Annotated in this window: 1 protein-coding gene, 1 tRNA gene and 2 pseudogenes; 1 reads left to right on the top strand and 3 read right to left on the bottom strand. The window is 65.3% G+C overall.

Annotation, left to right across the window (positions count from 1 at the left end):
* Window positions 1-198, top strand: a pseudogene (locus tag EOA79_RS31880) (keto-deoxy-phosphogluconate aldolase); the annotation flags it as partial.
* Window positions 199-310: 112 nt separating this feature from the next.
* Here EOA79_RS31880 and EOA79_RS33085 read toward each other — a convergent pair.
* From EOA79_RS33085 to EOA79_RS31870, 3 genes and pseudogenes are all read right to left on the bottom strand, one after another.
* A complete protein-coding gene (locus EOA79_RS33085) occupies window positions 311-487 on the bottom strand; it encodes a hypothetical protein (protein ID WP_082980697.1) in 177 nt (58 codons plus the stop codon).
* A gap of 121 nt (window positions 488-608) precedes the next feature.
* A tRNA-Gln gene (locus EOA79_RS31875) sits at window positions 609-682 on the bottom strand.
* Window positions 683-785: 103 nt separating this feature from the next.
* Window positions 786-1,682, bottom strand: a pseudogene (locus EOA79_RS31870) (peptidase M15); the annotation flags it as partial.

Genomic DNA, 1,682 nt, shown 5'->3' with positions numbered 1-1,682 from the left:
AAGGCCTTCGCCTCGCCGCTCGCCGACGTGAAATTCTGCCCGACCGGCGGCATAACGGCCAAGAACGCCGCCGACTATCTGAGCCTCCCCAACGTCATCTGCGTCGGCGGCTCGTGGGTTGCGCCCGACGAACTCATCAAGGCCGGCAAATGGGATGAGATCGAAGCCCTGGCGCGCGCGGCGAGCAAGCTCGCCTAACGCAATTCCAGGAAGTGTGGGCACCGGTTCTTCCGTCCGGATCGTGTAAAGAACCCCTGGAGCGGTTCAGCGGTCTATCAAACGCTGAACCGCTCCAGGGCTGGACATGCGGTCAGTGGCAGACCTTGACCTTCTCGACGACCTTGCGGTGGTGAACCCAATGGGTGACCACCTTGGTTCTGCAGTGATGCTTGCCGGTCTTGACGATAACGGTTTCGGCCTGCGTTGGAGCCACGGCAGCCGATGCCGCGGCCAGAGCGAGAACTGACGCCAATAGAATCTTCTTCATGAATATCCCCAGTTTGGAACGAACGCATCCTAACCCGAAAAAGCGCGGCCCGTTCCGGTCTCACGAGAAGTTTAAGCGTGCGTGATGGCATGCCGGTGCGGGCCGAAAACCAGCCGCCGGCTGGTTCCCGCTCATGGATTCGAACCACGATTCACGCCTTCAAAGGGCGCTGTCCTACCGTTAGACGAAGCGGGAAAAGACCACGCGGGAAACCCGCGCCGTTCAAACTATGCTGCCGTGATAAAAAGCAAAAGCCGCGCTGTTGTTCAACGCGGCTGTTGCGGCACTGGCAGGCTCGTTATTTCGTCTGGAAGCGGGCGACCGAAAGGAACTTCACCGCGTTGCCGGTGAACCGGCTGGCGTCCGGCAATTGCGCATCCGTCTGGAAGCCGGCCGTGTAGACCTCGCTCGGCGGCGTGTGCACGATATTGTAGGCATAGCGCGGTGCCGTGGTCGGATCGGAAACGGTGGCGATGTTGTCGCCGCTGCCCAGCGCCCAGCGCGCTGCCTGCGGCGGCGTTGCCACCACCATTGCCTTCGGGCCGGGCTTCAGGTCGTTGGCGGACGCCCTGGCCTCCTTGCGCGTCGTCTTCACGCCGGCGCCGATCGCCTGCGCCGGATCGGTGCCGGCGGGGCGTGCGGCAATGGCTTGACGCGGCGAAGCTGCATCGAGACCCGACGGATCGTTGAATGCCGAGCGTGGCTCCGGCGCAGTCAGCGAAGCGACTTCGTATTCGGCCCCACTCGAGCCGGCCACGGTGGTCGCGCTGGCCTGCTCGAGCACCGCTTTGATCTCATCCGGCTTGCCCGTGTCGGGCCGCGCGGTCGGCAGCACCGAGAAGGCGTCGGTCGCGCTCTTGTCCTGCGAGGCGGTTTCCGCCAGCGCCAGAAGCACGCCCTTGTCCTTGGGCGCAAGTTCCCTCGGCAGATCGGGCCGCCTCGTCGGCAGCGGAACATTGTTGAACGCCCCCTGCGCGGGATCGGCTGCGGCCTGCGCCGCGCCGGCGGCCATGCCGAACGGTACGTTGGCCGGAGCATGCGCCGTCGCCACCGCCTGCTCAGCCGTGGCCGAGGCGTCCGCCACGGCGAACGGCACGTTTTCAGCCGTCTGCTGGCCGACATCGGCCTTGGGCCTCGGCGCGAAGGCGGGCAGAGGAACCTCCTTCGGCGGCAGCGCGGCAATGATGGTTTCGGG

This window comes from Mesorhizobium sp. M1A.F.Ca.IN.020.03.2.1 (assembly GCF_004023205.1).
GTDB lineage: Bacteria > Pseudomonadota > Alphaproteobacteria > Rhizobiales > Rhizobiaceae > Mesorhizobium.
Note: the sequence above shows the minus strand (reverse complement) of the source record. Positions and strands in the feature narration are given on the sequence as shown.

Bases quoted from the DNA above. Each gene is read 5' to 3' on its own strand.
- EOA79_RS33085 (WP_082980697.1), bottom strand. From the start codon at position 487: ATGAAGAAGATTCTATTGGCGTCAGTTCTCGCTCTGGCCGCGGCATCG.